This window comes from Rhodococcus sp. MPR-R1B, from assembly GCF_058793255.1.
Genome location: NZ_JBXAFO010000030.1, coordinates 1 through 26,829, shown reverse-complemented (window position 1 = coordinate 26,829; position 26,829 = coordinate 1). Strand labels below are relative to the sequence as shown.

The following is a 26,829-nucleotide window of genomic DNA, read 5'->3' as shown; positions in this document are numbered from 1 at the left end:
ACCGGTGGATGCAGCGATACCTTCGCGACCATGACCTCTTGGACGGGCTAGGCAAGGGGTGGCACGTCGGCAATAAGACGCCGTCTAGCGCGTATACCCAATGGAGAAAAGGGCGCGCGGAGGACCCTGCGCCGGTGCCGACGACGCCGGACAAGGATGCCCTACAGCAAGCGCTCATCGCGGTGGTGAGTGACGCCGTTCCGCAGCCGCCTGAGCGTATCCAGAGACTGGGATTGGATCCCGACGGCCGGTGGGACACGTTCGCGAAGGTGTTCTGGGCAGTCCACAATGCGAAAGACGCGTCACGGACGAGTACGGCAAAACAAGCAGCTGAAGGCGCACATTCGGAGGAACGCGCCCGCAAAACCCGCGATCTCACCGCCACGGAACCTGTGTCGGCAGCCGAACTCGACCCGAAAGCACTGAATCTGGGGTCGTCGATGTTCGGCGGCGGAATACCTCCGTACGTCGCGCGGACCGCGGACGTTCAGCTTGCGGAACGGCTCACGGCGATCTCCACAGGTATCACCGTGGTCGTGGGCCCACCGAAATCCGGGAAATCGCGCAGCGTCCTCGAAACACTCGCCGGTGCGGTCCCGGATGCCACGGTGCAATGGATCAACCCCGCCCCTGGGGTCCTGCCAGCGCTGGTTGATCTGCATAGGAAAGAAAAGAACGCCGGCCCTGGCGTTGTCGTTCTCGATGACGCCCAGTTTTTGGGTGTGAACCCTATGGACGGGCTCAACGCGCAGCGGTTGACCGAACTCGCCTCGAGGAGCCGGTTGATCGTCATCGTCCACGAACACGACCTCGGCACATGGCGCAATCAGATCAACAACCGCACCGTCACCGCTGATGCCGATCTGTCCCGGATCGGTGCGACACCTGAACTGATCGAACTCCTCGACGAACACCGAATCTACTACCAAACAATCCTCGACGCCTCCGAATTAGGAACAGCCACAGCACTATTGGACAACGTAACGTCTCCGGTCGCAGGGCTCGATTTCACACGCCTGGCCGAAGCGCTCGCTTCCGTAGATCACTTCAAATCCGAAGCCACCAAAGAACTCGCCGCCGGCGGTATCCGCGCTGCTCTCATCGAAGCGGCGATCGATGCGACCATTCTTTACCCCACCGGCGCCGAAATTAAACAACTCGAACAACTCTGCAAGCTGCACTACCTGCGCTTTCGCCCCAATCTCCCCTGGCGCACTGGTCAATTCGACGACGCCTTCGGCTGGGCCGCCGAAGGTTACAAAGGATCTCCCCACGCCATCCTCATCCGCACCCCCGACCATGATCAGGAGGAGTATCAACTCTTCGACGCCCTCACCCCACACCTGAGAGCTGCAACCCGTTCACTCAATCTCCTGACTGGCCTCGAACTCGATTCGAATGCCGAGTTCCACGCCGGGCAGTGGGAGTACAACTCAGAGCGCTACGTCGCGGCGGAGCATTGGTTCAAAGTGGCATCGGACCATCGTCACAGCGGCGCCATGTTCAACCTCGGGGTGCACGCTCACGACCGCGCAGACGTCGACGCGGCTCGAAGCTGGTGGGAAATGGCCGCCACGTACGGCGAAGCGGACGCCATGTTCAACCTCGCGGTCTTGTGCCATATCGACAACGACATGCCCAGGGCGTGGGGTTGGTTTGCATGCGCGGCTGCCCACGGCCAGACCGAGGCCATGGCCAACCTCGGCAAGAAAGCGCGCGACGACAATGATCACGGCACCGCGAGAATATGGTTCGAGATGGCGGGCGCACTTGGCCACTTTGAATCAGAGGTAGCCGCCGCGGTCCTAGCGTACGAAGACAACGACCTCGTCACTGCACGCGCCATGCTCGAGAAAGTTGCCGCGACATCACCAACTGACATCGCTCAAGATGCTCTCGCTCTACTTGAAGAGATCTCCAATGTGCTTGACGCCTAAGGTCGGGGAAACGACCAAGAAGTTTGAGATCTTCCCAAGAAGTTTGAGATCTTCCGAGGGGAAGAGCCAAATACCGTCCACCGTTCCCACCGCCTTAGTAGTTGGTTCTACTAGTTGATGGTGAGGGTGACGATGCGGTTGCGCACCGCGAGGTCTTCGCGGAAGTTGCCACCGGGCATGTTGTCGATGATCTGCCCGCCGGGGCGGGCGGTCCCGATCGCCGCGATGGGAGCGCCGAGGTCACGGAGTCGGGTGAGGACGGCCTGCGCGCGGCGCTTCTCGAGGTCAGGGCCACCACCCCAACTCTCGTGAGGGACGGAGGCACTGTGGCCGACCGCGTCGACAACCGTCGTTCCGGGGCAGTTGTTCAACTCCTGCGCGATCGGTGCAAGCACGCCATCGACACCGCCGAGCAGGATGTCGCTTTCCGGGGCGAACGCGATGCTGGTGTCGATGTCGATCTGACCGGCGCACTGTGTGCTCAGCTGGTTGAGCTCGACGACGGGTACCGGAGTCGTCGACACCGGCGGCAGATCACTCACCGGCCCCGGAAGCACGTCGCAAGCAGTGGCATTCATCCGCCAGCAGAGACCGGTCATCATGGTCTGCAACGCAGTCCTCACCGCCGGACCAGCGACCGTCTGAGCACTACCGGGAGCCGGGTAGCCCAGGCCGACGAAAGTGATGTTCTTGCCCGCCGCGTCGGGCAGGTTCCGATCATCGATCGCGTCGACGAACTGATCAGGAGCGGTGATCCAGTTGCCGGCGGCGTTGAGATCGATCGGGTCGACCGTGGCGAATCCGCTGCTCATGAGGACTACCCGACCTCCGGAGGTGGTGGCCTCGAGTGCCCGATCGAGGACACCCAACACATCCAACCCGGGGTGGCTCGAGCTGACTGAAGACGCAGTCTGCTGAAGGTTCTCGATGTTCGCGGCGATCTTCTTCTCCGCCTTGCCGTCAGTAGCCTCGACGGCCTCGCCGCGCATCGGAGTCAGATCGACGGTGGTGGTCGTTTCCGGAGTGACCAGGGTGACGATGCCGTCTTCAGGATTCAGAGATCCAGCCGCGTGTTCGGTCAGCAGATCCATGATCGCCTCGGTCGAGGGGGCAGGTTCGTTGCTGGTCGCCGTCATCGCGATCGTCAACGCGGACGGGGATTCACTACTGCAGGCGGACAACGTCGTCACCGCCGTCAGCACCAACAAGGCAGCAGCACACGTGGTGCGGGTGATCGTCATGATCGGTGTTCCCTTCGTAGAGGTCATGCACAGAAACCGAGGCGCGCAGCGGAGCCAGCGAGTTCCGCCAGCTGCGGAAGTCGCTCGGTGTGCCGGCGAAGCAGGTGATGATCTGCCCGTCATGGAGCACGAGAAGGTGCTGTCTGCTGGTGCGGCGAGTGACGTATCCGGCGTCGTGAAGTTTGGCGACGAGTCGGCGCTGTTCCTTGTGCATCCGGTCTCCTCGGTTCTGTGCGGGCCGCAGCGGGGTGGGCTGCAACTTCGCTTCCGATGAGATCGCCACACACACGGCGCCGTCGTGGGGTTGTGTGCTGTGTGTGAGGCTTTTAGAACTTCGGCGGGGTTGGGAGAATGCCGACCAATCGATTGTCAACTGTCATCGGTCGCATACAGAGCGTGCGAGGAACTGAGAAAGGTCATGCTGCCTATACCGTTCTTGGAGACAGATAATCCAGATCTTGAACGTGCACGCCGACGGATTGGCCCGCTCACCAACCTGCAAGTCACTCGAAGCCCGGACAGGCCTGATCCGCACCTGTGGAACGCCAGTCGAACCGTCGCTCGACGGCCTTGCCCTACCTGCACCTCCATTGAGAATTGAGCGTCACTCGTCGGAGTCCTTTGGAGTGATCTCGCTCGCCCGCCCGTGCTCGCACCAGCCGCACACTGGGCATCGGACGCGGTACTCGAACATTCCGTGGTCGTCACTGCCTAGTGATTCGACAACGGTGATCGCGTCAGCGCTCTTGGGACATACGTTGCCTCTGAAGAACCCGTTCCCCACTCTGACGGCGATCGCTACGGAACCCCATGTTGTCCCCAAGATATCCCCCGACAAGTCCGTCAATCTGCGGCCATGCGGTGAGATTCGTTCCGGCAGAGCAGCTCCCGCTTCAGCGCTACGAAGATCTATAACACCAGTCGTGAGCCTTTCGGTAGCCTGATTTCTCGTCGTTCGGTGGGCAGGCTTGCCGCGGCACGGATGCTGCGGATGTCATCGGCAGTCAACGGCGCTGACAGATCGCGCTGGATGACCACGGTGCCGTCCCGATACGGAAATGCCTCCACGGTGGGCGGGAGCTGGGTTTCGTCGACGGGGAACTCTTGACCCAAATAGGTGCAGCTGCCGATCGTCGCACCGCCGGGCACGTAACTCTGAACCCGCGACTCAGCTCGCCGGTAGAGGACCGCTGTGGGGGCGTCCCAGATATCAGTGAGCCCTTGAACGAGGTTCAATGCCAGTGTGATCCGAGATTCGTCGGCGAAAGTGCAGATGAAACTTCCCGTCCCCGAAGTGCCCCCGAAACCAGCCACCACGCGAATATCGCCGGCATTCGAGTACAGGCTTAGGTGTTGTGGGAGCGAGAGTGGATACATCCCACCGGTGGCGTGGCGTGATCGCCGCTTCTCGATCAATGTGGCTTCGATCGATTCTTCCGTCGGCGGCACCAGGATCTGCCGAACGTTCGAGGCGAGTATCTGCTCGACCGTCGCCTCGGGCGGGGAGATCGTCGCCTACCGACTGATAGAGGTCGACACCGAAGACCGGGTCGATGTCGCGAAGTAACTGCAGCGAACGAACAACGAGAGCGGCGGTGACACTTTCGGATGCTGGCGGCCCCTCAGACGAGATGGCTCTCAAGGTCAGTCCGTCCGTCATGGTTCGGAGCAGTGATGTCGACGGCATTTTCACTCCTTTTCCGTCGCGGCTCAGGCGAATCGTTCACTAATCTGCGGGTCGTAGAGGCGATAGCCGAGTGAGTGCATCGCGCCGATGATCTCGTTGGCATGCTCTCCTCGGAATTTGTAGCCGATGAACTCGACCAACTGCTCACCGATGGATACGTCATAGGCCGGCGTTCCTTCAGGGTCAGTCCCGGGCGGGCGCAGGAACTGCCCGTCCCACGTCCAGCCTGGGAGGTCCTCCGCAAACGCCCGCAAGACACGGTCCCGGTCCACCACGTCGACACCTTTGACGGATTGCTCGTCGTTCAGGCGCGTGTAGACGTTGTCGGGGTCGAGATCATCGCCTCCAGCCCAGAACGCCAGGTTGTAGCTCATGCCGCCTAGTATGCCTGCCCTGACCATCGGGGGCGGGGTTGATGATTGCGACGTTCGCGGTGATCTCTCTGTACGAGCCGGTGAGGATGGTGGGGATCGCGCGTCGTCGGCGGATGATTCAGCTGCGCTGGACATGATCGGTTCTCCCCCGCGAAATCCCGTTCGTCTGAGGGGGATCGACGGACCTGCAAGGTTCAAGCTGCTTAAATCGACGGATGACGATCACCGGTTTGATCAGCGCTGGGCACCACACGTTTCTCATCTCCGCAGCCGACACCGATCCCACGGACACATACACCACGGGCCAGGTTTTCGACGCCGGCAACAATCTCATCTCGGTCCACACCGGCATCGCCTACGGCCCGGTCAACGTCACACTCGAACTGCTCTCCGGCGAAGACCACATCTTCGAAAACGGTGGACCCTACATCGATCTCGATGCATGGGACAACATCGAGGAAGTCACCGTCGTATGCCGTGAACCGATGCTCTTCATCACCTTGGAGAACGAGATCGTCGAAGAATTCGGCGAACTCACCTCTCCTAAGGGAGCGCGCCATTTCCGCATCGCCACCCGCGGCCGGGCCACGCATTGGGACCTCGACGTCGATACCCCCACCGAGGACTACCTCATTCAAACCTGGCCCTCCGGAGGCCCATCGATGATCCGCGAGATCAAAGCCACCGACGGTGTCTGGCTCAACGAGGAGTGAACTGCGTAAGGCCGTCGCTGATGCTTCGTTGCCGGCCTACTCGCGTGCAAGAGAACTCGGGTATTGATCGGGACTGACGGTTGCAGGTGCAGCCTGCAGAATGAGCGCAAGACGTCGACGGTGGACCGACTGGATTTGTATGCGCGCACTCCGCAGGCTGCTGGCGGAACTGTACCCGGAGATGACTGCGTCTAATCTCTGCTGGTCGCAGTGGCAGTCGGGGGCCGAGCGCAAACGACGGCACACTTCGACTCAGGAAGGGTGCGTGATTCTCGGGTGTTTTCCGTTGGAAACACCTGCAGTTCGCAACAGCTGACGGCCGGTGGCGGAATCCACGCCGGGTTAGGAAGATACGGGTGTGTGAGAGACGCTTCCCCTCACACCCGCTTTCGTATCAGCGTTGAATGTCGTGTCGTCTCAAACGGATCGAATTCAGTGCGCGGCGTCGAAGGCGTCGAGGATCTCCGCTTTGACCCGCCCCCGCGGTGCCACGTCGTAGCCGTTCTTGACTGCCCAGTCCCGCACTGCCTGCAACTGCTCTTTCGAGCGACCTGAACCGGTATCCTTCGCCGTCACATCAGCTTTACTGCCGCGGCGTGCCTTTCCGACTTTCTCGGCGACCTTCACGAAAGGCTCGAGGGCGGCGTTGAACTTGTCGACGTTCGTCGGCCGCAGATCGATCAGGTAGTCCGACCCCTGATACGAGAATTGGATGCGTTCGCCGAATCCGTCGTCGATCGGCTTACCGTCGAGATCGTCGATAAGTTGGCGAATCACTCTCTCAGCCATGCAACATCGTCTCCAATTCGATAGGAATCTCTCCAATGACCGGGTAACCCTAGCAACCCTTGTCGGCACCGAGACGACCTCGAAGGCGCCGAGAGTTACCTATGCCCCGGACCGACTGCACCGCCTGGCCAGGCCGGGAGGCAAAGGTGCTTTACTCGACTGATGGGCTGGTCGGTGCGGAGATGGTTTCAACGGAGACCGCGGCCGGCAGGACCACAGGGGTCGGGGCAGGTGCAGGTCGCGACGCCTGAGGTTCCCACTGCGCACACACAGTTCTACGAGCGTCAACGCATAGCGTGGGAGCGGGCGGAAGCCGAGTTCAATTCCCGCACATGGCCCTTCCTGATCGTGAGCGATGTGTCGCAGTGGGCGCTTACCTGGCTCCCAGTCGGCCTTGTAGACGCCTCGCCAGCGGAACTGGAAGCCGCGTACGTACGCGGCGAGATCCCATATATTCCGTTTGCTCCATCTGTTGAGCTTGCCGAGGTGGTGATCGCACAAGCAGTCGAGGACGGCATCGTGCTTCTCCCCACACCGGGACGACTGACGAGCACCTACGTGCATCGAGACCCCACCACCGAGATGGAGACTGCCAGGGGCTACGGACTGAAAGTCGCGGACAGCGCAGTGCTGGAAATCCGCTCTGCCGCCGGCGTGATCTGCGAAGGGGAACTGGGCAGTTCGGAGGGTTCCCCGCTGCACGGCGCGGCCGCGATCGAGCGAATAGTCCACCAAGTCATCAACACCTTCGCCCACGTGCGGCCCTTCCTCCACTACGCCTGGGACAAGGACCACCAACCCAATAAGCGGCCACCTCAGCAATGAGCGCCGGTCAATGCCGAACAGCGACAGGCAACTCGACGTCGCAGATGGAGGAAGAGTGGATCTGGAGCATGTTGCGAGATTTGTCGTCGCACCCGAATTGGTCGAGATCGACGACCTCACCGCGCAGGACCGCCGACAGCTACCGGAGCACTGGCTGCACGCACTCGCCGGGGACCGTGCATGGCGCCTAGCGGAAGTCTTGAAGCGGTGGAACAACTTCGGGCGACCGATCATGTCCGACACCTACACGACGATCACTGTCCTCCGCACGGCCACAGCGTCAAGTCGCCCCACGCTCCGCCCCGAACTATCCTCTCGATATGCATCTGACATTCGCAGCAACATACGACCCTGACGCCGACGCTTCATACATCTATGTGGCCTCCGACAGGGCGAACGGAGACGCCGTGCGCCAACAGCACGTCCACTGCGACAGCTCTGACGGCCAGATCATCCTCGACTACGACAGAGACGGACGGCTCCTCGGTATCGAACTACTCGGAGCCTCGTCCCTCCTACGCGCGTCCGCGCTCTCCCCGATCGAGTAACCGGAGACCGGCCCCTAGATCTCTGCATCGAGATGTCGGGCCCGCGTACTACTCTGTGTCTTGCGACGAGAATCAGGTCGCCACACTGACCAGACCGCAGCGAGAGCCAAGGTCCTGACCTGCAAGATCCTTGCAGATCGGTCACATGTGGCGACCTGATCTTATTGAATTCCTGCCGGCTACTTCGCGGCTGGACGATCCGGCATCTTCATCATGATGAGCTCCGCGCCGTCCTTGTACCGGTAAGCCCACTGACCATCCTTCGTAAGCACCGTGCCGGCCTGGCCCTCGTCCGGGGCCGGGCTCCACCCTTGGACCCCATCGGGTTCTGCATTCTCGCTCATCTCGCTATTGTCTCAACCTCGGAAAACCGGCCGAAACCAGTACAAACCCGCGCACAGTAGAAGGCATGAGCGCCGCCTCCGGAAAGCCAGTGCCGCCGATGCTCGCCACGCTCGGGCATCCCCCAACCGGGGAGCGCTGGGCCTTCGAGAGTAAGTGGGATGGCCAAAGAGCCATTGCCACAACGGGTTCCACTCCGCCCAAACTCTGGTCCCGCAACGGCAACAACATTACCGCGTCGTTCCCTGAGATCGTCGATGCGCTCAGCGCTGTGCTCGATCACCGCGAAACCGTCCTCGACGGCGAGATCGTCGCACTCGGACCGGACGGTGTCCCGTCCTTCTCTCGATTGCAACGCCGAATGCACGTCCTCAAACCCACCGCGCAGCTCCGCAACGACGCCCTGACCACCTACTACGTCTTCGACGTCCTCGACATCGACGGCACCTCGACCACCGATCTGCCCTACCTCGAACGCCGCGAAGCGCTCGCCAACCTCAGCCTCGAACACCAGCGAATCAAAGTCCCACCCCACTGGCTCAACGTCGACGGACCGACCATGCTCGAGGTCGCCCGCAAACACCACCTCGAAGGCATCGTCGCCAAAAGCATCACCTCGACCTACCAACCCGGAAAACGGTCCCCGAGCTGGCTGAAAACGCCCATACGTTCCAACACGGAGGGAATTCTGTGCGGATTCGTTCCTGGATCCGGCAGCGCCGCCGGCGGAATCGGATCGCTCATCCTCGGCGCCCATGACGATTTCGGATCACTCATCTACATAGGAAGTGTCGGTACGGGCTTTTCTTCGAGACTGCGCGGTGAACTACGTGACCAGCTTCTCGAGATCGAGCGGCCCACTAGTCCGTTCGCGATCGCGCCACCACGAGCGATCGCACGCGAAGCACGTTGGGCTGAACCGCTTTTGGTGTGTGATGTGGAGTATCGGGAGAACTGAGCGGAATTGCATTGAACGCATCAATTCGGCATAGGCTCGTGCATCATTTTCGCTGGTCAGCCTTGTCGTTTCCGATGGTAGCGGTGACGTTCATCGGCGCTAGCTGCGCATCAACATGTGGCACATCAATGTTGTATCTGATACAACATACTTGTGACTCCGCATCCGCCTGGCTCGGCGCACTTAGTGCTGGCGGACAATGTCGTTCACCTCGATCCGGCACCGGCGGTGTTCGCAGCGATGTTGGAGAGTTGGCGCAGGCAGCAGTCTGCGCGGTTCCTCAAGGAGGGGACGGTGGTGCGGAGAACGCGGCTGATGCAGCGCCTGGTGACGTTCTCTGGGTTGTATCCGTGGCAGTGGACACCGGCGGAAGGCGAAGCCTTCATCGACCATCTTCGCGGTGGGGATGGGCCTCTGGCATTGTCTACGGCTCGCAGTTACGAGGTCGCGATCAGCATGTTCATGGAGTTCTTACTGGATTCGCGGTACGGGTGGTCGCAGGTGTGTCAGGACCGATTCGGTGAAGCGCCGCAACAGATTTTCCATGAAGGAAACTCGATCCTGCATAAGGATGACTACGAGGGTGATCCACGCAGGCGGCCGTTCACATACGACGAAATCCAGGCGCTGTTCGAGGCTGCGGAAGCCCGCCCGGGAAAGATCACGGAGCGAGGAGTGAAGGGTGCACTTGGTGCAGCACGCGATGCCGCGCTCCTGAAAACTATCTACGCCTACGGGCTGCGACGCACAGAGACTGCGAAATTGGACCTCGCTGACTTACGTCGAAACCCGAAGATGCCGCAGTTCGGCCGGTTCGCCAGCGTGATGGTGCGGTTCGGAAAGTCTTCCAAAGGGGCTGCGCCTAAGCGACGCTCGGTGCTGTTGGTTCCGGAAATGGATTGGGCTGTCGAGGTGCTCGAGGAATGGGTGACGGATCTGCGGCCCCGTTTCTCGCCAGGGAATCACCCGGCGCTCTGGGTGACCGAGCGATTGGGCAGAATCTCGCCGCGATCGATCAACGAAGCGTTTGTGGCGGCTCGCCGTGACGCCGGTCTCGACGAGAACCTCGATGTTCATTGCCTTCGGCACAGCGCGGTGACGCATTGGACCGAGTTCGGTTATCCGCCACGGTTTGTCCAGGAGCAGGTCGGGCATTCGCATGCGGCGACGACTGCTATCTACACCGGTGTGTCCAACGAGTTCCGCAATCAGTTGTTGGTTGCGTCATTGAGAGCGCGCCTTGGCGACGATTGGGATGTGAGAGTGTGATCAAGAAAATGGGGTACCGCTGGCGGTTGCGGGATCTGATGGCGGACCAGCAGATGTTTCAGACGTCAAACCTGGTGCCGCTGTTGGCGGAACGCGGAATTGTCCTGTCGCGGGAACAGGTTTACCGGCTGGTGACCCAGCCCCCGCAGCGACTGAGCATGGACGTCTTGGTCGCGCTTTGCGACATCCTCGGCTGCACGCCGAACGATTTGATCGAAGCGCAGGTCGTCAATCAGCAGGTCAGCAAGACTGCCGGAGGCGGCGCCGAGCCAACGCCCATTGCACCGCGCCGAACAGTAGTTCGTCGGCCGGGTCAGTGATGAGGCAGGAGGCTGATCAGCAATGCCGTCCAGAGACCTCAGTGACATCCGTGAGCGACTCGTCGATGTCCTGCAACAGGTGGCCGGGCCTCGCCTGACCGCCGGGCACGCACAGGAACTGCTCGAGGAAGCGCGTTCATGGAACCAGTCAGGCAACGCCCGCGACTTGGACAGGCACCTCGCTGAACATCCAGATGCATTCACCGCTCCCTCGCCGAATTGTCCTCTGTCCCTGGAACGGTTGCTGAAACTACTCACCGCCAACGGTTTCGGAGACAGTGTTGTCCTATTGGGGTGCGCACTATGCGGGCGTACCGACAAGTTGCTCAAACGCCGAACGCCCGAAGGTCGGTGCTGCGATCGATGCCTTGAGCGTGTCGAACGGCGGCAGTGTGCTCGTTGTGGCAAGACCGCCAGAATTGTCACCCGGCGTCCCGACGGCCCCGTTTGTCGCAGTTGTTATGCTCACGATCCGGCCAGACAGGCCAAATGCTCACGATGCGGCGAGGTCAGGCCGCTCGCGGGGCGAACCGAGGACGGCGCTCCGCTCTGCAGCAAGTGCACCCCCAAGGCTGAGAAGCCGTGCTGCCAGTGCGGCAGGGTGGCGAGAATCAGCGCAAATACGTCCAAAGGGCCGGTCTGTAAGAACTGTTACAGCAGCCCACCCCGGCTCTGCGGAATCTGTGGGCAGATACGTCGGATCCAGCGGCGCGGAGACGGGGGCGACCGCCCCGACGTCTGCTACAAATGCGCTCGCATGGGTGACTGCGCTGGCTGTGGTCGGCGCCGCGGCGGAGGCCGGTATCGCGGTGGCCCGTTCTACTGCTCAACCTGCTGGCCCAAGCCGAAACGACCCTGCGCTATCTGTGGTGAGACGAAAGCAATCAGCGTCAGGTGGCCGCTCGGGTCAGTCTGCCAGCGTTGTTACCGCTCGCGTCTGGAACGACCTGAACCCTGTGCGGACTGCCATGCCACACGCATCCTGGTCTGCGTCGATGAAACTGGCGCTTTCACCTGCACCCGCTGCGGCGGAGTCGACCTCGACTTCACCTGCCGCAGTTGCGGTGAGGAGGGCCCCGGCTTTCGCGACGGCAAATGCAATCGTTGTCTCGTGATGACCAAGATCGCTCGACTGCTCGACATCGACGACCCAGCGTCCAATTCGCACCTACAGCCCTTGTTCACAGCACTCGCGGCGGCGAACCCAGGCAGCGTCCACACCTGGATCACCAACGAAGCTTCCCTCACTTTGCTCGCCAGCCTGGCTGCACGAGGTGCCGACATCACCCACGAAGAATTTGACCTACTTCCGCAGAACGCCCGCACGCACCATATCCGCGAATCCTTCGTCTGCGCAGGCGTTCTCCCGCGACGCAACGAGGCGCTGGCCCAGCTGCAACTTTGGGCTGACCGCACCATTTCAGCTCTGCCGCATCAACATCAGCCTCTCATCCGCGCTTACTCCGAATGGCACATCATCCGCCGCGCCCGCCGTCGCGCTGCGCGCGGCACGTTCCGCGAGGCAGCGAATCGGTCGAACCGACAACGAATCCGCTGCGCCATCGACTTCGTGATATGGCTCGATTCCAAAGGAACTTCTGTTGCAGGACTGAGCCAGCAGCATCTCGATACCTACCTCGACAAGAGCCCCGCCAATGTCCAGGCCTTGTTCACCTTCATCTCCTGGATGGGTGCCCGCGGCCTCATTACCGATATCGATATAGTCCGTCCCAAAGATGCCCTCCCACAAGAGTTTCAGGATGAGGAAGACCATGCCGAGCAGCTGCGGCGATGCCTCACCGATAGCTCCCTGCCGCTCGAGATTCGGGTAGTCGGGGCTCTGATCAGGCTCTATGGACTACCTGTCGTCCGCATCGTCGAACTCACCACCGACCGATTCCGGCACGAGGATGCAGCGGCCTACCTGACGATTGACGAGAATGCCGTCATGGTCCCACCTTCGCTGGCTGTACTCATCGATGAACTACTCCGAAAATCAACGGATAATGTTCGAAGCAGCGATATTCGGCATCCGGCCTACCTGTTTCCGGGGAGGCCGCCGAGTCGACCTCGAAGTACCCAACTTCTGTGGCGTCAGTTGAAAGAACACGGGTTGCCTACCCGCGCTGCTCGGAACACGGCCATGATCGCCAACGTCACCCATCTCGACGCCGTCGTGGTCAGCGATCTCTTCGGCGTTGCCCCTAAGACGGCACATAAATGGGCTCAGTATGCGAGTACCAGTTGGGCGACGTACCTAGCGGCGCAGGACAAGTCCAGGTAAGCAATCGAATTCGGCTATCAGCAGTGAGGAAATTCGAAACACCTGGTTGTGCTGTTACGGACCGAGCCGACAAATGGGAGCAAGGTGATAGGTCACGGCGCACGGCGCGTCGTCGTGCGCGGAGCGATGTCGATCCGGGAGCTGGCGGCTTCGAGGGCGAGTCGGCGAACCTCGACGATGGCTCGTTCGAGTATTACGGTTCCGATGAGCATCGTCTCGACGGCGGACGTCCGATCCGGCATGGCCCGGGCGTACTCCACTTCGATCTGCGCAGTGCGCTCGACCATCTCGGCGACACTGTCGAAATCGGTGAGCGTTGTCGGGAAATCGAACCGGCGCAGCGTAGCGACAAGTTCGGCCAGCCGATGCGGCGCGGGCGCGCCCGGATCGATGTCCCAGCCCCTGGACGAAAGCCATTCCTGCACTTCGTCGTAGGCCGTCTGGATATCGGTGGACACGGTCTCGGTGGGTGCCTCGTCGAGGCCGTGCATTACCGCCCCGAATGCGTCGTGCATGGGCGTCGATTCATCGTCAACCGCTGCGAGCGTGGCACGCACATGTGAAATCGAGAGACCGCCGATATCGATCAGGGAGCGGATCAGACGCAGTCGCCGAATGTGCTGTTCGCTGTACACAGCCTGATTGGTGGCTGTCTGCACACCGCCCGTCAGTAGTCCCTCACGCAAGTAGTACTTGATGGAGGAAACCGACACCCCGCTGCGCTGACTGAGTTCAGAAACCTTCACTCGTCCGTCCTTGACTTCACAAGTAGATAGTAGCACTATCCATTATGGAAAGTAGATAGTAGCACTATCCATTATGGATAAGAGCACTATCCATACCGTGAATCGATCACGGGACCGACAACGAAGGGGACGCTCCGATGGCCCGAAGTCGAGTCCAGACCGGCCGCTACACCGCAGAGATCGATGACGACTTCGTTGTCTTCCTCATCGGCATCCGTATCAACAAACTCTGGAAGATCCACAAGTGGATCGGCCCATTCTTCTCGATGCCTCGAATGCTGCGCGAGCTGCGCCTGCACCCAGACAAAGGCATGTTAGGGGCTCGAATAGCGCTGGGCGGACGCACTTTCACTGTGGTGCAGTACTGGCGCAGCTTCGACCAACTCGAAGCGTTCGCAAAGAATCCGAACGATCCACACCTGCCGGCATGGAAAGCCTTCAACAAGAAGGTCGGCACCAGCGGCGACGTCGGGGTGTACCACGAGACCTACCGCGTCGGAGCCGGTCGGCACGAGTCGATCTACTCGAATATGCCCGTCATGGGACTGGCCGCAGCCGGCAGGTCTGTCGTAGTGGGTAAGCGCAGCGAAACAGCGAGAGCCAGTATCGCGAGGCAATGAACCGAGCAGTGGGTTCGGGAGACCTCCGCACGTTGCGACTTGGCGAATCTCGGGCTGACTTTCGCTAGGTTCGCCGCAGACGTCCGATGGCGATCGCGAATCTCTACAGCCATGATGATCTGCGGTGTTTCTCACAGGAGCAGGTGGCAGGGGTGATGCCCCGATAACGGCAAAGATTGAACGAATAGCGCAAGGTTCGAATACCTACCGTCCACCGGTTTACACAGGCAGCGGACTCAGACACCCAGCTTTCAAAGGTCTGCGCGTGGACAAGACCGCCGATGAAGTTGACCTGCCCGGACGCCACTGACCACCGAACATGACGAGCAATCAGCGCTGAAACAGACGCATCAATGTTGCATCTGATGCAACCTTCACTCAGCTGATTGACGGACTCGTCCCCTCGGCGCTCTCGACGGGCCTACCCGGGTTGATGTGGGGCCGCACACCCGCGCGCCGGGCTAGGCTGCGGGCGTGTCGAGAGCAGTGTGGTGGATCTTTGTCGGGGCTGCGTTGGCCTTCACCGTGTGGGTCGGCGCCTCATGGACGATGGCTGAAGTGTCGTTGGCGTGCTCGAAGACCGGCGAGAGCGGATCCTCCTTCCGGTGCGATGACCACATCGTCCACGTGCTAGGTGCCTGGCCACTGATCGGCCTGGGGCTGCTGCTCGCAACACCACCTGTGGTGGCCGCATTGGCAATGCGAAAGTGGGTCTCGTGGTTGGCCGTCGCCGCACTCGTTGGTTTGTCCATCGCCGGGCTGGCGAACTGGAGCTCTTTTTGGGGATCTCTTCTCTTCGCGGTCCCCTTGGCAGCCCTTGGGTTGGTCGCCGCCGCAACGCAGAAGACAATCCCGCGCCCGGGTACACCACTGAGAGGTTCTGCGGCAGCGGCTGCGTAGACGCGCGCCGCTGCCGCCTCTGGGCGAGCCAGTCGTCAGACATGCCCTAGCTGGGGCCACGCTGACTGCGTTCGAAGAGGACAACGAGGTGAACGGCTAACAGCCGACCTGACGGATACATTCAGGACATGACTCTCACCAATGCATGGCGCCGGTACATGCAGGTCCTTCACGAGAAGGCGCCGGTCACGGCCGCCGCGGTTCGCCCGCCACGACCGCTCTCCGAGCGAGAAGACGCCGAACGCGCTACAGCACCGTGGACCCCCGAGCTTCGAGAGTTCTTTTCCCTTCACGACGGCCAGAAACGACCGATCGGTGAAGAAGACTTCGTCGGAAGCGTATTCCCGAGCTTCGAGCTGCTCCCGCTCGCCGACATCATCACACAGCACCGATCTTTACGAGATCACCTCCACGACACCGAATACCTCGGCGACGACTGGGGAAATATCGCCCGGCAACAACCGGCCGGCGAGATCGCGCACATGTTCCTCAGCGAATACATTCCGTTCGCAGAGCACGGATGCGGTGATCTGTTGTGCGTGGACACGCGCGGCGGGGAGCGAGAAGGCTGTGTCCGCGAGTTCGGCGCAGAGGGCGCTGATGAACGCGATCCGGAGTCGGCGTCGTTGGCGGAGTACGTCGATTCGGTACGCATCAGCCTCGAGTCAGGTGTCGAACACTCTGGACTGGTCCCTACCGTCGAGGACGGCACCCTGATCTGGGATGTCGAATTTAGTGACAACCCGGTGCGCATTCCCGCGCCTGAGCCGGTGATGATCCACCTACCGTTCGCTCTGACGAGTTTCCAGCCGTCACTGATCGGTCCCGACGATGACGTGATCGACCTGGATGTCGTTCGGCGAACAGTGATCGACACGGCCCAGTCGCTACACCCCGACTCAGTCGTAGAAGGCGGCGGGTCGATCTTTCGCCGGGTTCCCCGTCAACGGGGTGTCTCGGTTAGTTGGTTCGTCGAAATCGATGGCCAGACTGTGGCTTTCGTATCCATCGTCACGGGCCTTGGTGATGAGGTGATTGTTCACGAGCTGCCAGAAGATGGCAGCGTCAGGTTCGTGTTCGACGAGTGATCCCCGATCGGCCTCTCTGGCCGGACGGGGAATAGTGCATGTTTCGAATACTGCACATCCGCCACTCAACCTGCCAGGTCGTCACTGAGTCAGTGCAACAGCACAATTGAGGAAGGTTCATTGTGGACAATGGGTGGTTGTACTGGAGCCCGTTTCCGCAGCATGTCCGTGAGTGGCTGCGGATGATCGTGCAACAGATTTGGTCTGGCTGAGACCGCAGACCGGTGGGGCTCGGCAGGAAGTCGGCGGTATCGGGTGCACCAGTGATTCGTACAATCGCTCGATTGCTGTCGAAGGTCCAAAACGCACACTGAAACCCGTAGAAGGGAGCTCAGCGAGCCCTCGGTTTCGCGGTCCGCTCCGGCAAGGATGCGAGCGCTTCGTGGGCGAATCGACCTATGGGTTGCTGGGTCTTTAGCTACGCGGCGTTGACCGCATGCCGACCACCCCAAGCAATCGGTGGCAGGCTGAGCCGTGTGCAGACATCTACGCCCGATAAGGAAAAAACCAACACCTTGGCTCAGGTATGCGAGTCGCTCAAGAACGACGACCTAGACGATGCACGCGAAATATTGCACAGTCGGTATCCGTTCACTCCTGTGGCTAAAATGACTCGCCGCTACAACCCGAGAGACTGCATGAGGGTCTTCTTCCGAGATGGGTTCGTTGACCGTTACGCCGGAACTCAGCTCATCCATCCAGGTGCACTGCGCCTCCTGTCGGTCTTGCTGCCCGACGAGTTCCCGTTCCATCCGAACTGGGCCACGAGCAAGACTCACTTCGCCTTTTGGGAACTGTTCCCCACAATCGACCATGTTGTCCCGGTAACTCGCGGCGGGCTCGATAACCAATCGAACTGGGTGACGACCTCCATGTTGCGGAACTCCGCCAAATCGCAATGGACGCTCGACGAGTTGGGTTGGTCTCTCATCCCAGCCAGCAACCTGTCGACCTGGGATGGGATGACCGATTGGTTCGTCAACTACCTAACTGGACATCCGACACTGCAGCGCGACCACGAATATCTGCGCAAGTGGTTTTCAGCCACGCTCGCCGTCCGGGCAGAGTGGGGAAACCCGACTTGACGAGGGGTCAATGCCGACCGGCTCCCGCCCTCGTGTCGCGCACCAGCTTCGAGGACAGGCAATACGCCTTGCAGCTCGGTCCATATTCAAAATCATGCGTTTTATCGATGGTCAAGACGCACACCCAAACCCGCAGAGACGATCTGAGCCTGTTCGACTTGTTGGAGGTCGGTCTGGGATTTCCAGTAGATCGCGGCGGTCGGCCGTTCAGGGGCTCCCCTGCAGCGAATATCCGTAGTACTCCCCGTCACGCCATTGCAAGTAGATGACCGTGCTGGTGTCGTAACCGGCATACCCGAGGATCGGGTAGTCGAACGGCGTCATCGTGTTCATCTTCGAGAGCCGATCCAACTCCGGGGGTTCGTCCAGCGGCGGAAAGCGGTCACGCTGATAGTCGCGACCATGCATGCTGATCCGCTCCGGTGTATGAAATGGCCAGGTCAAGGAATGATAGTTGGACCCGAACCACAGGTAACCAGTCATGGTTGCAGCCAAGAGGGCGCCGACCACGATGAACATGGCCCGCTTCCGTGGGTTTGCCCAGAGCCGCTCCACTGCGTCCACGAACCGCACCGAGCGGGGGCGGTGGATGTCCCCACAATCGTCTGCCATCCGTTGATCGTCCCTGCCGTGTCAATGTTGTTGCTGCCGAGAGAGTGCCACAGATTGATGCACCGCTGGTTGGAGTTAAATCGGTCATACGTTCGTGAAGCGTGCAGCTGATTGGATACCTCAATGGACTACACCTTCGCCGGACCGAAAGCCTGGGAAAAGATAACCGCAACCATCAAGAAGAGCGGCCCCAGAAAAGCCGCCGTAGCCTTCCTTGGACGGGAAGCTCCATCACTGATGCCATTGACCGAAAACGACGTTCTCGTCTGCAACGCATCCGATTCCGCATTGCGCTCCCACTCAACAAGCCCGGACGCGATCAGCGACTATCTCAGCCGAGGCGTCGAAGTGTGGTCGTCAGCTGCACTCCATGCAAAAGTCATCGCGACGTCCAAGTGGGCGATCGTCGGTTCCGCGAACGCATCACGCCACTCAGCGCAGCGAACGAACGAAGCCGCGATCATCACCAACGACTCCGAAATCGTCTCAGAGGTAAAGAACTTCGTCGACTGTGAGCTTGCCGCGCTCGACGCCACCGAGCAAATCACGGTCGAAGACCTCCCACGATTAAGGGCCGTGTGGAACGAAGGACTCAACGCCGATCCGCGATTCGGTGTTCCAGGTGTCAATAAGTCGGTCGATGAATTGATCTCAAACCCAGACGCGTACTTCTACATCTGCAAGGACGACACCGTAGACGTCGACGCTGCGACCTCATCGCAAGCGAGGAAAGCGATCCGACGCGGCCACGCCACCGCCGAATTCGCCATCGGTGTCGTCGCAATTGAAGCGGACCAACCACCACTCGACATCGGCGATCTGCTCTTCTGGTGGGACCAAGAGGGGATCGACGTGCCTGCTGTGGTGATAGACATCCCTCGCCCCGCCCTGGACGGCAGTGATGGTCGGACCTACCAGGCCTACCGCTACCGAAAGGACCTTCACTGGTTGACCTGGGACCATCTGCGAGCCGAGCTGCCGGCGGCTCTGTGGACACTTCTTGATCACGACGAGCCCCACATCGAAGGAACACTCGCGGACACAACACCGCGCGGAGCCTTCACGAAACAGGCGCGCCTTGCCCGCGCCCTTCTTCAACTGTGGGGACTTGCCCTCCCTGATCCGATCTAGGTGTACCGGCCATCAGGTTGGTGACAGCCGGCCCGCACCGTCAACGTCGTGCAGCAAACGCCGCCCGGACAGATCGTCTCGGATGAAGAACGACTCCGCGGCATGACTTACCTGTGCGTAATTGGCCCCGTCGTGATGTGGGAGGCTACGGCCGCCGTGACGGCCACTACCGAATCACCAACTCTGACTACGAGAGAGAGCTGTAAAAGATGCGAGCAGATATCGAACGCGCTGCCCAGGCGGTGCGCGCGGCCGCTGAGTTCGACTGGACGTGGACCGTCAATGACCTGCCGCCGTTCTGCGGTCAGGTCGGTTGGCAGTTCAGCGGCCTCGATGAGCAGGTGCCAGCAGCCGTGACCAATCTCGAAGTCAACCGCCCTGATGTGTCGGTGTTCGTCGCGGACATATCGACAACCGAATTGTCGCGAGCGATCAATATGATCTCCTTCCGTGCCAGTGATGTGGTTCTCGGTCAGAGCGACTTGGAGCCGGAGTTGGATGAAGTTTTCAGTGCACTCGTGCAGCGGATGTTCGAACTGCTGGGGCAGCGGCCCACGGATTGGTGGATCGAACCGACCCGCGGCCTGCGCTGGGACCTTCCGGGCCTGGTGGTTAGGGCCCAGATCGGCGTCTCATCGGTCTGTGTGTATCTGCTCAGTCCTGCGTACCAGCAATGGTGCGACGAAATCGAGCAGAGCGCCGAGGATGAGTAACCGTGAGGTCGGTTGAGGCTGCGGCCGGCCCGACTCGCTGTCATTCCTGAAAATCGATAGCTTGCGCAGCTCGCACTAGGTGTATCCGGCCATCAGGTCCAAGTGAGCACTTCGAGGTACGTCTGATGTTGTCCCATGCCGGGACAAGCGGTGGAGCGCTAGCTCTCTGCCGCTCGACTGGCTGAGTTGAGCGCGGATGCGAAACTGCGGGCCAGCAATTCGGCATTGCCGGGAACCTCGACCATGATCTCTGTGCCGCTCGGGAACTCGATCGTCAGGTAGAGGTTGTGCGATTGTTTCTTGGCCATCGCACCGATCATGGTTCCGGCGCCCGGGTTGATCGCTGTACCTAGCGCCATGCGCGTGAGGGTCGTACGTTGCTGGGTGCCCCCGATCTCGACGGACGCTCGGACCCCAGCGACCCTGTAGCGCTGTCCCTTGTACGTCAGGATCTTGCCGTCGAGCTTGAACCCGCCGAAGACTGCCTTCTCCGGAGGCGGTGGGCCAACAGCGGGATCCACCGGCACATTGACCGACACCGCGGCCGGCGCCGGCGCCCGCTGCGGAGTCAAATCGTCGCCGAAGCCAAGAATCGGCACGGCAGTTTGAACGGCAGCGTTGAGTGCGGCGACCAGCGCGCCGATCTTGTCCTTGCCAGTGATGTAGTTGAAGTCAGCACGGCCGTCACGGTTATGCCCTTTGCGTCCACGAAGGAGCAATCTCATCTCGCCGGGTTTGGATGCGGTCGCCTCACGCCAGGAAATGCCCTCGATTGCACCTACTGGGACTATCCAGGGAGACGCTGCCCGCTTATTGCGCGGTTGACGCCAGTGCGTGTGCTCGAATGTGACGGTCCCCGCCACGTCGTCGAACTCGACTGTGGACCCTGAACCGGCGTATCTGTAAGCGGCCATCGGAATATCAAAGCAGACGCTCTGGTGGCAGAACGCTGGACTCACGGCAATTGGGCGGTCCGGGTGATTCCGTTGGATGCAAACACTTAACTTTCCACTACGTCGTTGCCTTCACCAGAATTCTCGAGCCGTAAGGTTCTCTCCCGGCGGTCATCTCTGGTCGCAACTGACTATTCAGGAGTGCCGCCATGATCGTCGCCAGGGCTGTCTCGATATCCACGCTTCGTACGACTGCATTCTTTGCCGCTACCGCGATCGCGATTTCTACCTTGGCTGGATGCAGTACCGGACCCAGCACTGGTGACGCCGAGGTCTTGTCTTTCGAGGGACTCGAATTTCCGAGCACTATTGAAGTCGATTCGGCCGGAAACGTATTCGTGACGGACTGGGGCCACGATCGTGTTGTCAGGCTCGACGACGCGACTAATGAGCAGTCAGAGGTTCCCTTCCGAGATCTCACCGACCTTGCCAGTATCACGGTCGGGAGCGAGGGAAGCGTGTACGTCAGCGAGGGAGAGGGAACCAACTCGCAGGGACGGATTCTGAAGATGCCAGCTGGTGGCACCTCGCAGGAGGTTCTGACAACGCGTGAGCATCCAGGTGCGCTCGCTGTGAGTGATTCCGGGGTTGTCTACTTCTACGACTTCGGTAGCCCAGTCATCTACAAGTTCATTCCTGAAACGAAGTCAACCGAAATCGAAGTAGCTCTCGTCCATACAAATTTTCCGGGATTCGATCAGTACTTCAACGATATTGCTCTCGGAAATGACGGGAAACTCGTTGCGATCACGGGGCTGCCCGATCCTCGAATCCTCAGGGTCCTGTCATCGCAGATGCTGGAGGAGCTTTCGTTCCTCAAAGGCAAGGAACGATTTCCCATCTCGATCGATATCAACAAATCCGGCGATATGGTCATCCTCGACGGAAAGCTCGGCGACCACATCCTCAAGGTGCCGAACGGATCGACTGAACCCATTGAGCTCTCATTCGGCGAACTCAACCAGCCGTCCGATGTCGCTATCGACGATTCCGGCAACGTGTACGTCGCAGACCGGAACAATCATCGAGTTCTCAAGCTGCAAGCAAACGACTGACCTGGCCAGCGCCCCTGCACTTCAAAACGACGACCACGGTGTGACAGAAAAGGCTCGCATCGATCAGTTAGGACGCCCGGCCTGCGACGATTCCGTCATTTCCGGGTGATGATCGTCCGCAGTACGAAGCGGAAGACCACGGCGGTACCAGCTCCGACCGCGACACCGGCTATCGCGTCGGCTAGGAGAACCCCGACAGTGACACCGAGGACCGCGGCGGCCGCGATCGCCAATGCGACATCGGTAGGCGCCGGCCGAGGACTGGTGATCGGAGGGCCCTTTCGCGACAACCGACGACGTACTCGCAGAGAGCATGACACGGCACCGCAGCACGCGGGACTCGGACCATCGCGGTTCAATTAGAAAGGTGACGTGCCTACCCGCTGCTGCGTTCACTACCGGAAAGAGGCTCTGATGGCTGGGACGATCTTCTTCGCGTCGGGAGCTCGCTGGACTGCCAGTTCGTCAGTCTTTGCTCTCGCTCTGGAGGCGCTGATTCCGATGATCTCGGACCTAGAGACTCACGAGGTGGTCGTTGCTCTCAGCGAAGGCAACGTCGGAATGCTCGACGTCGAGGATTTGCCGCCGCACGGAAGAGTCGAGGTGTTGCAAATTCTAGAGGACGGGCGGCATTGGGAATCGGTACAGACGATGATCACCGGTGGACAAGAGTGGATCGATGCCGTCGAGAAACCGATGGCGGAACTGTCAGACCTCGCGGCCGCAACTATGGCGACGTGACAGTGAAATTGACGACTCATCGGCGGTAGCAGAAAGTGCCCCTGGAACTACTCGCACCGTTGGCATCGAAAGACTTGTGCGGGTGTCGGTCCTACGCTGTTCAATAGAGGCAGTAGTCGAGGATGAGGAGGTCAGACCATGTGTGGGCGCTACGCACGAAAGAGCACAGATAAAGAATTGCAGTCATTTTTCGACACCATGCACACCGTCGGCGACGAACTCCCACCGTCCTACAACGTCGCACCTACACAACCGGTCCGCGTGATCCTCGAACGAACCCCACGCGAGGAACCCGACTCCGAGCCCCAGCGCCAGCTCAGAACGGTCAAATGGGGATGTTGACCGGACTACGAGACGACGCGCCGTCCTCGTTGCAGTTCGCGTGGCAGGCAGTGGCATAGACCTCTTTGATGACGGCGACTCTCGAAGGGGTGAATAGTGGATCGCATACGGATTGAACTCGAGCGGTGGGGTTCGGTGGTCGAAGCTTCCGGTTCTTCTCCGTGGCTGGTGGTCGACGATCTTGGTGGAGCGATCGAGCCGATCCGTCGGTATCTGGTCGAATTCTCAGCTCGCGGTAACCGGGCGAGCAGCTCGCGCAGCTACGCCTACGACTTACTGCGGTGGTGGCGATGGCTGCGGATCGTCGAGGTGCCGTGGCAGCGGGCGACATCGGACGAGATTCGCGACTATGCGCTTTGGCTTGGTGCGGCGACCAAGCCAGGCGCGTCCGCACGCACGGTGTCGTCGACGACAGCGGGAACGGTCAACCCAATTACACGGAAGGCCTACCTAAACGACCGTTACCAACCGCGGACGGTCCGTCACGCATTGGCGGTACTACGGGAGTTCTATGACTATTGGGCCGATCTCGGTGAGGGGCCGGTCGTCAACCCGGTACGGCGGGCGGTGCACGCTCGACCCAACGAGCACCACAATCCGATGGAGCCGTTCCGGCCCGAAGGTCGACTGCGTTACAACCCGCCGATCGCGAAGCGGCGGCCACGGACCCTATCGGACCAGCAGTGGCGTGATGTGTTCGCCGCATTGCGCTCGCACCGGGACCGGGCGTTGCTGGCGCTGGCGCTGAGCAACGGCGCACGCGCCGGTGAGTTGCTCGGTCTTCGTGGTGTCGACATCAATTGGGGCGATCAACTGGTGCGCGTGATCCGCAAGGGTAGCCGCGCCGAGCAGTGGCTACCAGTCAGCGCCGAAGCCATCGTTTGGCTTCGCCTCTATCTGGGCGAGAGCGTTCCCGTCGGCCCGAATGAGCCGATCTGGCGCACTGTGCGTCGACGCGACCGCGGCACCGGACTTGCGGAGCAACCACTGACCTATGACGCGCTACGGGCGGTGTTCAGGCGGGTCAACAGGACGCTAGGGACGAACTGGTCGATGCACGACCTGCGCCACACCGCGGCGCTGCGGATGTCACGCGACCCGAACCTAACCTTGCGCGACATACAGGTGATCCTCGGCCACGCCGATATCGACACCACTGCGTCGACCTATTTGTTCGAGGAAGACATCGAGGTTGCGACGCGAGTTCTGGCCCACCTTGACAGGGAACACGAGACCGCTCCGAAGCCGCCGCCTGTGACTACGCGGTACGACCCCACGGACCTAACTGTCCTTCTCGGCGGATCCGCGCAGTGAGAGCGCCGACACCGACACCAGCCAAGCGCTCACCCGTCTGGCGGGCAAGCGAGGACGAACGCGCGCGGTGGGGCTCGCGAGGCGGAGTCGGCGGACAATTGGACGAGACGGCTACCGAGGATGTGCTCACCGCCCTCAAATCCTCGCCCGAGATGGCCCGCCGCTCGCCGCGACAACAAAAGCCGATCATCGCCGCGGTCCGAGTAATCCTCGTCTGGCTCGCCAGCCACCCCGGCGACGGGTGGCAGGCACGCTGGGAGTGCGCGAACCCGGACGACACCCTCCACTGGATCGAATCGATCACCAGAGATGATCCGCGGTCACTGAATGCCAAGCGGAGAGTGTTCATTGACGCTCTGGGCTGCCTGATGCTGATTCGGTTCATCCTGCCCAGCCATCGACTGCTGCGTACCCTTAGTTCGCCGGTCCTCTACGGGAAGGCTCGCGCCACGTTCCAACCGGACTTGTTCGCACTAGCCGAACAGAACGCCCAAAGGCTGCAGATCCGCAAGCCCCTTCGAGTCAACGCTCTGAATACCCTCACCGCGATAGTCCTCCATTGCGGGCGCAACCTTGACGAGCTCACCTTCGACGACTTCATGAACCTACGACATGCAATTGGGCGGCCTGGCGGGCAAACTCGCGGAAGTATCAGCACCGGTTGGGATCTCGTGCGGGGCATCGCGAAGATCCCGGATGCGCCGTTTCACACCATGCGGATGCGTGGCCAGTTGTCGACCGGTGAGATCGTCGACTCGATCAATCTGAGTTGTCGGCCGATCCGCGACGTCATCGTCCGCTACCTCGACGAACGACGCCCGGCATTGGACTACAGCACCTTCTCCACCCTCGCTCGCGTCCTTGCTGCGTTCTGGGCGGACATCGAAGCCCACCACCCAGGCACCGACTCGCTGCACCTGCCCAACGACGTCGCTGAGGCATGGCGACAGCGAACACGAACCGTCGTCCGACCAGACGGCACGGTCCGTGAACGACTGGCCGTCCTGAACATCTTCGTACCAGTGCGAGCCTTCTATCTCGACATCGCCGCCTGGGCGCTGGAAGACCCGTCCTGGGCGCCCTGGGCAGTGCCGTCCCCGGTGCGGCGTAGCGACACCGGGGGCTATATGAAGAACAAGAGGCAGGTCACCGCACGTATGCATCAGCGCATCCGGGACCGGCTGCCGCACTTGACGCGCCTGTCCGATTCTGTGGCAGACCACCTGAGCCAGCAGGCCGATCTTCTCGCCGCCGGCCAATCCGCGGGTTACGAAGAGACTTTCGAACACATCGGCATTCGCTACCGTCGGCTGGCGCTGAGGGTCGACGAGATCGGCCCCGCCCGCCGAACAGTCAAGGAACCGGTCAAGGTTGAAATCGTCGCCACGGCAGAGCGACTCGATCTCTCTCACCTCGAGGACGAGGCGTTCTGGACGTGGGCAATCGTCGAGACACTGCGACACACCGGCGTCCGAGTCGAAGAGCTGCTCGAGCTCACCCAACTCGCTATTGTCAGTCACCGCCTGCCAGACACGGGTGAGGTCATCCCGCTGCTCCAGATCGTTCCGTCCAAGACGAACCAGGAGAGGCTGCTCGTCGTCACGCCCGAGTTGGCCAGCGTCCTCGCCAGCGTCGTCAGTCGGCTGCGCGCCATCGGTGGCGGATCGATCCCGCTGGTCGCTCGCCACGACGCTCATGAGCGAGCCTGGGGACCGCCGCTGCCGCATCTGTTCCAACGCAATCGCGACTACAGGTCCAAGGTCATCATCGCCGGGATGGTCAACCAACTGCTGGCGCGAGCATGGGACCGGATGGGTGTGTGCAACGCTGCCGGCGAGCCGATCAAGGTGACCGCGCACGACTTTCGGCGCATGTTCGCCACCGAAATGGTCACCGGTGGTCTGCCTATCCACATCGCCGCGAAGATTCTCGGGCACAACCGATTGGTGACAACACAGGGTTACACCGCTGTGTTCGACGAAGAGCTTATTCGCTCTTACCGAGCTTTCCTTGATGGCCGGCGATCCGTCCGCCCGGCTGAAGAGTATCGCGAACCCACCAACGCAGAATGGACCGAGTTCCAACAGCACTTCCAGACCCGAAAGCTCGAGCTCGGGGACTGTGGCCGTCCGTACGCCACTCCCTGTAGCCACGAACACGCCTGTTTCTCTGAACAAGAATTCTAGCTTGGCAATCATGTGGAAGTCCTTCCGGAGATCGATCCGAATCCAGGCATTCCGAG

General features: G+C 60.9%; 29 protein-coding genes and 1 pseudogene. 20 read left to right on the top strand and 10 right to left on the bottom strand.

Annotation, left to right across the window (positions count from 1 at the left end):
• Positions 1–440 precede the first annotated feature (440 nt).
• On the top strand, positions 441–1,937 hold the full coding sequence (locus tag AC1Q61_RS27990) for a tetratricopeptide repeat protein (RefSeq protein ID WP_492654911.1): 1,497 nt from the start codon (positions 441–443) through the stop codon (positions 1,935–1,937).
• Between the two features lie 110 nt (positions 1,938–2,047).
• On the opposite strand, the gene AC1Q61_RS27985 is transcribed toward AC1Q61_RS27990, so the two are convergent.
• The 4 genes from AC1Q61_RS27985 to AC1Q61_RS27970 form a co-directional block, all read right to left on the bottom strand.
• The gene (locus AC1Q61_RS27985; protein WP_157127676.1) at positions 2,048–3,178 is read right to left on the bottom strand and encodes an OmpA family protein; all 1,131 of its coding nucleotides are present in this window, start codon (positions 3,176–3,178) and stop codon (positions 2,048–2,050) included.
• Entirely contained in the window at positions 3,102–3,392 is a 291-nt protein-coding gene (locus tag AC1Q61_RS27980; protein WP_157127675.1) for a hypothetical protein, read from the bottom strand. Before AC1Q61_RS27980 ends, AC1Q61_RS27985 begins: the two co-directional genes overlap by 77 nt.
• A 695-nt stretch (positions 3,393–4,087) precedes the next feature.
• Complete coding sequence (locus AC1Q61_RS27975) at positions 4,088–4,627, bottom strand: hypothetical protein (protein WP_232354261.1); 540 nt, start codon at positions 4,625–4,627, stop codon at positions 4,088–4,090.
• A 261-nt stretch (positions 4,628–4,888) separates the two neighbouring features.
• Positions 4,889–5,239 (bottom strand): hypothetical protein, encoded by a 351-nt coding sequence (locus AC1Q61_RS27970; RefSeq protein ID WP_064112259.1) that lies wholly within the window; start codon positions 5,237–5,239, stop codon positions 4,889–4,891.
• Positions 5,240–5,454: 215 nt separating this feature from the next.
• Here AC1Q61_RS27970 and AC1Q61_RS27965 point away from each other — a divergent pair, with 215 nt between their 5' ends.
• Positions 5,455–5,952 carry a hypothetical protein gene (locus tag AC1Q61_RS27965; RefSeq protein WP_075835882.1) on the top strand — a complete coding sequence of 166 codons (498 nt, stop codon included), beginning with the start codon at positions 5,455–5,457 and terminating at the stop codon, positions 5,950–5,952.
• A 432-nt stretch (positions 5,953–6,384) separates the two neighbouring features.
• On the opposite strand, the gene AC1Q61_RS27960 is transcribed toward AC1Q61_RS27965, so the two are convergent.
• Complete coding sequence (locus AC1Q61_RS27960) at positions 6,385–6,741, bottom strand: histone-like nucleoid-structuring protein Lsr2 (RefSeq protein ID WP_047269234.1); 357 nt, start codon at positions 6,739–6,741, stop codon at positions 6,385–6,387.
• Between the two features lie 231 nt (positions 6,742–6,972).
• Between AC1Q61_RS27960 and AC1Q61_RS27955 the strand changes: the two genes are divergently transcribed.
• The 3 genes from AC1Q61_RS27955 to AC1Q61_RS27945 are packed head-to-tail and all read left to right on the top strand — an operon-like array spanning position 6,973 to position 8,114.
• Complete coding sequence (locus tag AC1Q61_RS27955; RefSeq protein WP_075835880.1) at positions 6,973–7,566, top strand: hypothetical protein; 594 nt, start codon at positions 6,973–6,975, stop codon at positions 7,564–7,566.
• Between the two features lie 10 nt (positions 7,567–7,576).
• The gene (locus AC1Q61_RS27950) at positions 7,577–7,921 is read left to right on the top strand and encodes a hypothetical protein (protein WP_198174641.1); all 345 of its coding nucleotides are present in this window, start codon (positions 7,577–7,579) and stop codon (positions 7,919–7,921) included.
• Positions 7,887–8,114: a DUF2283 domain-containing protein gene (locus AC1Q61_RS27945; RefSeq protein WP_075835878.1), complete on the top strand. Its 228-nt coding sequence runs from the start codon at positions 7,887–7,889 to the stop codon at positions 8,112–8,114. The genes AC1Q61_RS27950 and AC1Q61_RS27945 overlap by 35 nt, the downstream gene beginning before the upstream one ends.
• A 179-nt stretch (positions 8,115–8,293) precedes the next feature.
• Here the strand turns inward: AC1Q61_RS27945 and AC1Q61_RS27940 are convergent, their stop codons facing one another.
• Entirely contained in the window at positions 8,294–8,458 is a 165-nt protein-coding gene (locus AC1Q61_RS27940) for a hypothetical protein (RefSeq protein ID WP_198174640.1), read from the bottom strand.
• A 65-nt stretch (positions 8,459–8,523) separates the two neighbouring features.
• On the opposite strand from AC1Q61_RS27940, the gene AC1Q61_RS27935 reads away from it, so the two are divergent.
• The 4 genes from AC1Q61_RS27935 (at position 8,524) to AC1Q61_RS27920 (ending at position 13,287) form a co-directional block, all read left to right on the top strand.
• Positions 8,524–9,414 (top strand): ATP-dependent DNA ligase, encoded by an 891-nt coding sequence (locus tag AC1Q61_RS27935; protein ID WP_492651298.1) that lies wholly within the window; start codon positions 8,524–8,526, stop codon positions 9,412–9,414.
• 186 nt (positions 9,415–9,600) lie between these two features.
• Positions 9,601–10,683: a tyrosine-type recombinase/integrase gene (locus tag AC1Q61_RS27930; protein ID WP_492651300.1), complete on the top strand. Its 1,083-nt coding sequence runs from the start codon at positions 9,601–9,603 to the stop codon at positions 10,681–10,683.
• Positions 10,680–11,003, top strand: coding sequence for a helix-turn-helix domain-containing protein (locus AC1Q61_RS27925; protein ID WP_047269786.1), 324 nt, complete (start codon positions 10,680–10,682; stop codon positions 11,001–11,003). The genes AC1Q61_RS27930 and AC1Q61_RS27925 overlap by 4 nt, the downstream gene beginning before the upstream one ends.
• A gap of 1,111 nt (positions 11,004–12,114) precedes the next feature.
• Positions 12,115–13,287 (top strand): hypothetical protein, encoded by a 1,173-nt coding sequence (locus tag AC1Q61_RS27920; RefSeq protein ID WP_209923596.1) that lies wholly within the window; start codon positions 12,115–12,117, stop codon positions 13,285–13,287.
• A 92-nt stretch (positions 13,288–13,379) separates the two neighbouring features.
• Here AC1Q61_RS27920 and AC1Q61_RS27915 read toward each other — a convergent pair whose 3' ends face one another.
• Positions 13,380–14,033: a MerR family transcriptional regulator gene (locus AC1Q61_RS27915; RefSeq protein WP_209923599.1), complete on the bottom strand. Its 654-nt coding sequence runs from the start codon at positions 14,031–14,033 to the stop codon at positions 13,380–13,382.
• Between the two features lie 137 nt (positions 14,034–14,170).
• Here AC1Q61_RS27915 and AC1Q61_RS27910 point away from each other — a divergent pair, with 137 nt between their 5' ends.
• The 4 genes from AC1Q61_RS27910 (at position 14,171) to AC1Q61_RS27895 (ending at position 17,726) form a co-directional block, all read left to right on the top strand.
• A complete protein-coding gene (locus tag AC1Q61_RS27910) occupies positions 14,171–14,653 on the top strand; it encodes a DUF4188 domain-containing protein (RefSeq protein ID WP_209923601.1) in 483 nt (160 codons plus the stop codon).
• Between the two features lie 474 nt (positions 14,654–15,127).
• A complete protein-coding gene (locus AC1Q61_RS27905; RefSeq protein WP_338481200.1) occupies positions 15,128–15,553 on the top strand; it encodes an ABC transporter permease in 426 nt (141 codons plus the stop codon).
• 128 nt (positions 15,554–15,681) lie between these two features.
• The gene (locus tag AC1Q61_RS27900) at positions 15,682–16,641 is read left to right on the top strand and encodes an SMI1/KNR4 family protein (protein ID WP_338481199.1); all 960 of its coding nucleotides are present in this window, start codon (positions 15,682–15,684) and stop codon (positions 16,639–16,641) included.
• Positions 16,642–17,117: 476 nt separating this feature from the next.
• Complete coding sequence (locus tag AC1Q61_RS27895; protein WP_338481198.1) at positions 17,118–17,726, top strand: HNH endonuclease; 609 nt, start codon at positions 17,118–17,120, stop codon at positions 17,724–17,726.
• Between the two features lie 207 nt (positions 17,727–17,933).
• On the opposite strand, the gene AC1Q61_RS27890 is transcribed toward AC1Q61_RS27895, so the two are convergent.
• Positions 17,934–18,338 (bottom strand): hypothetical protein, encoded by a 405-nt coding sequence (locus tag AC1Q61_RS27890; RefSeq protein WP_338481197.1) that lies wholly within the window; start codon positions 18,336–18,338, stop codon positions 17,934–17,936.
• Between the two features lie 123 nt (positions 18,339–18,461).
• Between AC1Q61_RS27890 and AC1Q61_RS27885 the strand changes: the two genes are divergently transcribed.
• Together AC1Q61_RS27885 and AC1Q61_RS27880 are read left to right on the top strand one after the other, a co-directional pair.
• A complete protein-coding gene (locus tag AC1Q61_RS27885) occupies positions 18,462–19,469 on the top strand; it encodes a phospholipase D-like domain-containing protein (RefSeq protein ID WP_338481196.1) in 1,008 nt (335 codons plus the stop codon).
• Positions 19,470–19,678: 209 nt separating this feature from the next.
• On the top strand, positions 19,679–20,182 hold the full coding sequence (locus AC1Q61_RS27880; RefSeq protein ID WP_230814212.1) for a DUF6301 family protein: 504 nt from the start codon (positions 19,679–19,681) through the stop codon (positions 20,180–20,182).
• Positions 20,183–20,340: 158 nt separating this feature from the next.
• Here the strand turns inward: AC1Q61_RS27880 and AC1Q61_RS27875 are convergent, their stop codons facing one another.
• Positions 20,341–21,096, bottom strand: a complete 756-nt coding sequence (locus AC1Q61_RS27875) for a DUF4429 domain-containing protein (protein ID WP_338481195.1) — start codon at positions 21,094–21,096, stop codon at positions 20,341–20,343.
• A 188-nt stretch (positions 21,097–21,284) separates the two neighbouring features.
• Here AC1Q61_RS27875 and AC1Q61_RS27870 point away from each other — a divergent pair, with 188 nt between their 5' ends.
• Positions 21,285–22,190, top strand: coding sequence for an NHL repeat-containing protein (locus AC1Q61_RS27870; RefSeq protein ID WP_338481194.1), 906 nt, complete (start codon positions 21,285–21,287; stop codon positions 22,188–22,190).
• 95 nt (positions 22,191–22,285) lie between these two features.
• On the opposite strand, the gene AC1Q61_RS27865 is transcribed toward AC1Q61_RS27870, so the two are convergent.
• The gene (locus tag AC1Q61_RS27865) at positions 22,286–22,423 is read right to left on the bottom strand and encodes a hypothetical protein (RefSeq protein WP_197494156.1); all 138 of its coding nucleotides are present in this window, start codon (positions 22,421–22,423) and stop codon (positions 22,286–22,288) included.
• A 181-nt stretch (positions 22,424–22,604) separates the two neighbouring features.
• Between AC1Q61_RS27865 and AC1Q61_RS27860 the strand changes: the two genes are divergently transcribed.
• The 4 genes and pseudogenes from AC1Q61_RS27860 to AC1Q61_RS27845 all read left to right on the top strand — a co-directional run bounded on the left by AC1Q61_RS27860 (position 22,605) and on the right by AC1Q61_RS27845 (position 26,773).
• A complete protein-coding gene (locus tag AC1Q61_RS27860; RefSeq protein WP_064112225.1) occupies positions 22,605–22,931 on the top strand; it encodes a hypothetical protein in 327 nt (108 codons plus the stop codon).
• Positions 22,932–23,069: 138 nt separating this feature from the next.
• A pseudogene (locus AC1Q61_RS27855) lies at positions 23,070–23,267 on the top strand (SOS response-associated peptidase family protein); the annotation flags it as partial.
• Positions 23,268–23,369: 102 nt separating this feature from the next.
• Complete coding sequence (locus AC1Q61_RS27850) at positions 23,370–24,587, top strand: tyrosine-type recombinase/integrase (protein ID WP_338481192.1); 1,218 nt, start codon at positions 23,370–23,372, stop codon at positions 24,585–24,587.
• Positions 24,584–26,773 (top strand): tyrosine-type recombinase/integrase, encoded by a 2,190-nt coding sequence (locus AC1Q61_RS27845; RefSeq protein WP_338481191.1) that lies wholly within the window; start codon positions 24,584–24,586, stop codon positions 26,771–26,773. The genes AC1Q61_RS27850 and AC1Q61_RS27845 overlap by 4 nt, the downstream gene beginning before the upstream one ends.
• The last annotated feature ends 56 nt before the right edge of the window (positions 26,774–26,829 follow it).